Origin of the sequence: Amycolatopsis sp. NPDC059021, assembly GCF_042739895.1 — a bacterium.
GTDB lineage: Bacteria > Actinomycetota > Actinomycetes > Mycobacteriales > Pseudonocardiaceae > Amycolatopsis.
This window is the reverse complement of sequence record NZ_JBHYIQ010000075.1, coordinates 17,551-22,285: the sequence shown is the minus strand read 5'-3', so window position 1 is coordinate 22,285 and position 4,735 is coordinate 17,551. Positions and strand designations below refer to the sequence as shown.

At 71.1% G+C, this 4,735-nt stretch carries 6 protein-coding genes; 3 read left to right on the top strand and 3 right to left on the bottom strand.

Annotation, left to right across the window (positions count from 1 at the left end):
- Positions 1 to 72: 72 nt before the first annotated feature.
- The gene (locus tag ACFWX1_RS34080; RefSeq protein ID WP_378393901.1) at positions 73 to 1,281 is read right to left on the bottom strand and encodes an MFS transporter; all 1,209 of its coding nucleotides are present in this window, start codon (positions 1,279 to 1,281) and stop codon (positions 73 to 75) included.
- Positions 1,282 to 1,310: 29 nt separating this feature from the next.
- Positions 1,311 to 1,874 carry a helix-turn-helix domain-containing protein gene (locus ACFWX1_RS34075; protein ID WP_378393876.1) on the bottom strand — a complete coding sequence of 188 codons (564 nt, stop codon included), beginning with the start codon at positions 1,872 to 1,874 and terminating at the stop codon, positions 1,311 to 1,313.
- A gap of 69 nt (positions 1,875 to 1,943) precedes the next feature.
- On the opposite strand from ACFWX1_RS34075, the gene ACFWX1_RS34070 reads away from it, so the two are divergent.
- The gene (locus tag ACFWX1_RS34070; RefSeq protein ID WP_378393875.1) at positions 1,944 to 2,222 is read left to right on the top strand and encodes a GlsB/YeaQ/YmgE family stress response membrane protein; all 279 of its coding nucleotides are present in this window, start codon (positions 1,944 to 1,946) and stop codon (positions 2,220 to 2,222) included.
- Between the two features lie 39 nt (positions 2,223 to 2,261).
- Here the strand turns inward: ACFWX1_RS34070 and ACFWX1_RS34065 are convergent, their stop codons facing one another.
- Entirely contained in the window at positions 2,262 to 2,471 is a 210-nt protein-coding gene (locus tag ACFWX1_RS34065) for a hypothetical protein (RefSeq protein ID WP_378393874.1), read from the bottom strand.
- Positions 2,472 to 2,729: 258 nt separating this feature from the next.
- Here ACFWX1_RS34065 and ACFWX1_RS34060 point away from each other — a divergent pair, with 258 nt between their 5' ends.
- Together ACFWX1_RS34060 and pssA are read left to right on the top strand one after the other, a co-directional pair.
- Positions 2,730 to 3,455: a phosphatidylserine decarboxylase gene (locus tag ACFWX1_RS34060; protein WP_378393873.1), complete on the top strand. Its 726-nt coding sequence runs from the start codon at positions 2,730 to 2,732 to the stop codon at positions 3,453 to 3,455.
- A gap of 3 nt (positions 3,456 to 3,458) precedes the next feature.
- A complete protein-coding gene (pssA, locus tag ACFWX1_RS34055) occupies positions 3,459 to 4,448 on the top strand; it encodes a CDP-diacylglycerol--serine O-phosphatidyltransferase (RefSeq protein WP_378393872.1) in 990 nt (329 codons plus the stop codon).
- Positions 4,449 to 4,735: the final 287 nt, after the last annotated feature.

The window sequence follows — 4,735 nt, the reverse complement described above, 5'->3', positions numbered from 1 at the left end:
ACCCGTCGACCCCCCCCGCGGCGCCTGCTAACAACCCCCCCTTCAGCGCGTCCGGTGAGAGGAAAGTCCCCTTCAGCTCACGCGAGCCGGGAAGTCGCGGCGGGCGCGGAACGGGCCGCGCAGCAGCAGGCCGAACGCGGCGAGCTGCACGCCGCCCATCAGCCACATCGTCTGCCGCACGCCGAGGACCTCGCCGAGCAGGCCGCCGAGGAACGCGCCGAGCGGGATCGTGCCGTAGTTCACCGCCGCGTAGGTCGCGCTGATCCGGCCGAACAGCTCGGGCGGGTAGTACCGCTGGCGGAACGTGCCGACCAGCACGTTCGACACGACCAGCCCGGCACCCGTCCCGAAGCCGGCGGCGGCGATGAACGCCAGCCCGGCGCCGCCGCTCGCGAACGGCCCGAGCAGCATCATCGGTGCCGCCACCCCTTCGCCGATCAGGAACGCCCGCGCGGTACCGAACCGTGCCGCCAGCCGCCTGGTGACCAGCGCGCCGCACACCCCGCCCGCCCCGTCCAGCGCCAGAATCAGGCCGATCTGCCCTGGGCCCGCACCGAGGTCCCTGGCGAGGAAAACGATCTGGATCGCCTCATATCCGTCCAGGGCGAGATTCGACGTGGCACCAAAGATCATCAATGGCCGCAAATACGGATCTCGTGCCACAAAACTAAGTCCATCGCCGATTTCTGTGCGAAGTCGCCGCTTTTCCACGAATGGCTTTGTTTCTTTCGCACGAACGAAACTCAGGCACAAAACCGAAACCCCGAAGCTCACGGCATCGGCGAGAATCCCGCTCACCGGTCCGAAGACCTTCGCCAGGACCCCGGCAAGACCCGGCCCGGCAATATTGGCGGCGGAGTCGCTCCCCAGCAGCTTGGCGTTGGCCTCCTCCAGGTGCGCGTCGTCGACCAGCGCGGGCAGGTAGGCGCGGTAGGCGAGCGTGAAGAACACCTTCGCGACTCCGCCGAGCAGCGCCGCGACCAGCAGGTACGGCATGGTGAGCACACCGAGCAGGGCGGCGGCGGGGACACTGCCGAACACCAGCGCCGACACCGTGTTGCAGGTGAGCATCACCGGCCGCTTGGGCAACCGGTCCACCCACGCCCCCGCCGGGAGCCCGACCAGGAGCCACGGGAGCCAGGCCACCGCGGAAAGCAGCCCGACCATGAACGTGCTCGCCTGCAAGGTCACGACCGCCACCAGCGGCAGGGCGGTGCTCGCGACCGCACTGCCGAACAGGCTCGCCGTCTCACCCGTCCAGAGCAGCCGGAAGTCCCGCATCCGCCACAGGCCAGGCCGGACGAGCGTCGTCACGGGCGGCCCAGCGACGCGCGCGCGGCCAGGAAGGCAGGACGCCGTTCGACGCCGTCATCCGGCAGTTCCCGCTGCGTGTACTCGCGGAACAACGCCAGGATCCGGCCGTTCAGCTCGTGCAGCTCGGCCGCGGACATCCGGGCCCACCCGTCGTTGGCGAACCACGCGGCCTGCCATTCGGCGGGGTAACCCTCCCGGTCGGTCAGCCACTGGCGCGCGATCGCGGTCTCGCGGTCGAGGCTGAGGAACTCGGCGGCGTCGGCGATCGGGTCGCCAGGGAAGTCCGACGCGTCCCAGCTCAGCCCGCGCGGCACCCGCCGCCACCAGCGTTCCCGGCGATCCCGTGCCAGCTCCGGAGCCTCCTCGACGAGTTCACTCGTGGCGAGCACCTTCAGGTGATGGCTGATGTTGCCGACGGCCTGCCCGGTCTTCTCCGCGAGCACCGACGCCGTCGCCGGGCCGTCGAGCTTCAGCAGGTCGAGCAGGCGGCGGCGCAGCGGATGCGACATCGCGGCCAGCACCCGGGAGTCGCGGACATCGTGGACTTCACGTTCGGACATATCCACAAGAGTAGTTGTACAAGAGTTCTTGTACAACTATCCACAGGGTGCCCCGGTATCCTGCGGATCATGGGAATCCTGACGTGGATCATCTTCGGCGCCCTGGCGGGCTGGGTGGCGAACGTGGTGGTCGGCGGCCGCGACCGGCGTCCCCAGGGCTGTCTCGTCAGCATCCTCGTCGGAGTGGTCGGCGCGGCGCTCGGCGGCTTCGTCTACCGGATCGCCACCGGGCACACCAAGAACTTCGAGTTCGACTTCCCCAGCTTCGGCGTCGCGATTCTCGGCGCGATCCTGCTGTTGCTCATTCTCCGGCTGGTGTCCAGCGCGGGGAACCGTAACCGTTCGTAACATTTGCTTCACGATCGGCAACCGCGGCCATACGGCCGATTAGAGTAGACGCTTCCCCTGTTCCCGCGGCCGGGTGCGTGCGTCGTCGGGGGGCGCATGCACCCGGCGCGTCCGGCTTGCCCGCGCGACGATCTCGGCTGCCTGCCCCGGATCGACCAGCGACGGGATCGGCACCGCCACGATGTCCCGCTGCCACGCCGTGAACAGCTCGGCGAGCTCCTCGTCGGCTGGATCGAGACTGGCTGGCATCGCTTCCCTCGGCAGGTCCGGCATGCGCCCGAGCGGCGCTGACTACCTACTGTTATCGTCGGCGGCCACTGACTGTTATCGCGGTGTGGCCACCCCCACCCCCGGCGGGGAAACCCGCGAGGGGGATACCCGGCCCGGCGACCAGGGGCCGTGCGGATCCTCCCGGCGCGGCGGGCGGTAGCGTTGGGCCCGTCAACACCGGCCGCCGGACGGCGTCGCCGGAGTTCATTCCGACCAAGAATTGCGGAGAGCCCACCCATGAGCGGCAACCGGCCGGAGGCAGGCGGCAACCCCCTCACACACGCCGTGAAACTGGCCAGGGAGACCGTGCCGCCGATGCACCCGGCGGGTCGCCCGTTCGTGTTCGGCGGGCTGGCCGCGACGCTGCTGCTGCGCCGGTTCTCGAAGCGCCTCGGCGTCGCCGGCGCGCTGACGACCGCGGCCGTGGCGGCCTTCTTCCGCGCGCCCAAGCGCGTCGCGCCGAGCCGGGGCGGCATCGCGGTGGCCTCCGCGGACGGCCTCGTCTCGCTCATCGAGGAGGCCACCCCGCCGCCGGAGCTCGGCCTGCCCGCCGAACCGCGGATGCGGGTGAGCGTCTTCCTGTCCGTGTTCGACGTGCACGTCCAGCGCACGCCCGCGAACGGCGTGATCGAGCGGGTCGCGTACCGGCCGGGGAAGTTCCTCTCCGCGGACCTGGACAAGGCGAGCGAGGACAACGAACGCAACTCCGTGCTGATGCGCACCGAGGACGGTCACGAACTGGTCGTGGTGCAGATCGCCGGCCTGGTGGCACGCCGCATCCTGTGCGAGATCCGCGAGGGCGACAAGGTCGGCATCGGTGAGACGTACGGCATCATCCGCTTCGGCTCCCGCGTCGACCTGTACCTGCCCGAGGGCAGCAAGGCGCTCGTCGAGAAGGGGCAGCGCACGGTCGGCGGCGAGACCGTGATCGCCGAACTCCCCGTCGTGCCGGCGAAGGGCTGAGCCATGGTCCGCGTGACCACTCCCGGCGTCCGGCTGCTGCCGAACGCCATCACCGTGCTGGCGTTGTGCGCGGGCCTGTCCGCGGTGCAGTTCGCGCTGACGCACAACTACGGGATGGCGATCGCGTCGATCGGCATCGCCGCCGTTCTCGACAGCCTCGACGGCCGGATCGCGCGGCTGCTGGACGCGACGTCGAAGATGGGCGCCGAGCTGGACTCGCTGTCCGACGGCATCTCCTTCGGCGTGGCCCCGGCGCTGGTGCTCTACGTCTGGCAGCCGGGCGCGGACAAGACCGGCTGGGTCGCGTCGCTGATCTTCGCGGTGTGCATGATCCTGCGGCTCGCGCGGTTCAACACCCTGCTCGACGACACCGAGCAGCCCCCTTACGCGAACGAGTTCTTCGTCGGCGTCCCGGCGCCGGCGGGCGGTCTGCTGGCGATGCTGCCGCTGATCGTCACGATGCACTTCGGCACCGGCTGGTGGTCCTCGGAGTACGTGACCTGGGCGTGGATGGTCGCGATCGCGGCGCTCTCGATCAGCCGCATCCCGACGCTGTCGCTGAAGACGGCGAAGGCGCCGCCCAAGGCGATCGCGCCGCTGCTGGTGATCGTCGGAATCCTGGCCGCGGCGATCATCCAGTTCCCGCTGGTCGCGCTGGCCATCGCGCTGATCCTCTACCTGGCGCACATCCCGTACTCGGTCTACCGGCACCGCTGGCTGGCCGCCCACCCCGAGGCATGGGCCGTGCCCCCGCGCGAACGCCGGGCCATCCGCCGCGCCAGGAGCCCGCGACGGCTCGGGCTGCGCCCGCCGCTGCGCCGCCGGGTGGCCGGGGCGATGCGCGCGGTGCGGCTGCCCCGCAACGGCGCCGAGTACCCGAGGATGTCCCGGACCGTGGCCCGCGAGAACGCCGAGAACGGCGACGGTCAGCACCCGCGGCGGCGCAGCTGGCGACGCATCGGCATCCGCCCCCGCACCCGCGACCGCGACTGACCTCCGCCCCCGGTTCGTTCCGTGAAGGCCCCCTTACCGGCGCTCAACGCCGTGAAGGCCCCCTTACCGGCGCTGAGCGCTGTGAAGGAGGCCTTCACGGGCTCGGACTGCGCGGGGGACGGCTCGCCGGGGGCGGCTCGTGCTCGCGCGATGCACCGAGGGACGCCTTCAGTGCGTTGGCCACACCGAGGGACGCCCCCCGGGGCATTTGCGCCCCCCGGGGGGCCCACGGGCCAAAGGGCCCCGGGGTGCGCGCCCCCCCCCCCCCCCCCCCCCCCCCCCCCCGC

Coding starts and splice junctions, on each gene's coding strand:
- ACFWX1_RS34060 (WP_378393873.1), top strand. CDS start 2,730: ATGAGCGGCAACCGGCCGGAGGCAGGCGGCAACCCCCTCACACACGCC.
- ACFWX1_RS34080 (WP_378393901.1), bottom strand. CDS start 1,281: ATGCGGGACTTCCGGCTGCTCTGGACGGGTGAGACGGCGAGCCTGTTC.
- ACFWX1_RS34065 (WP_378393874.1), bottom strand. CDS start 2,471: ATGCCAGCCAGTCTCGATCCAGCCGACGAGGAGCTCGCCGAGCTGTTC.
- ACFWX1_RS34075 (WP_378393876.1), bottom strand. CDS start 1,874: ATGTCCGAACGTGAAGTCCACGATGTCCGCGACTCCCGGGTGCTGGCC.
- ACFWX1_RS34070 (WP_378393875.1), top strand. CDS start 1,944: ATGGGAATCCTGACGTGGATCATCTTCGGCGCCCTGGCGGGCTGGGTG.
- pssA (WP_378393872.1), top strand. CDS start 3,459: ATGGTCCGCGTGACCACTCCCGGCGTCCGGCTGCTGCCGAACGCCATC.